Source organism: Streptomyces doebereineriae, assembly GCF_031845645.1.
Classification (GTDB): domain Bacteria; phylum Actinomycetota; class Actinomycetes; order Streptomycetales; family Streptomycetaceae; genus Streptomyces; species Streptomyces canus.
In genome coordinates, this window is the sequence record NZ_JAVREZ010000578.1 from 1 (window position 1) to 390 (window position 390).

General features: G+C 65.6%; 1 protein-coding gene. It reads left to right on the forward strand.

What is annotated here, in order from left to right; all coding sequences use genetic code 11:
- Window positions 1–178: 178 nt before the first annotated feature.
- On the forward strand, window positions 179–390 hold a 212-nt coding region (locus RNB18_RS53340; protein ID WP_311721223.1), incomplete at its 3' end, for a FadR/GntR family transcriptional regulator.

The window sequence follows — 390 nt, forward strand, 5'->3', positions numbered from 1 at the left end:
GTCTGAATCTGGGCTTGGGTCTGGGTCTGGGTTTCGTCGTCCGGCATGATGCCATCATAGAATCATGGGATGATTGATTGTCCAATCGTCCGGAGCCGCCGGAACCACCGGTTCCCCTGAGAGAATCCGCCCGGACACTTTTCCCGCTTCACAGCCCCGCTCACGAGCAAGGAGCACCATGGCGCTGACGTCTCCACGGCGTTCGGCACTCGCCGACCAGGTGATCGCGCAGCTGCGCAACCAGATCACCTCGGGCGAGTGGCCGGTCGGCTCACGGATTCCGACCGAGCCGGAGCTGGTCGAGCAGCTCGGCGTGGCCCGTAACACCGTGCGCGAGGCGGTGCGGGCCCTGGCTCACAACGGGCTGCTGGACATCCGGCAGGGCTCGGG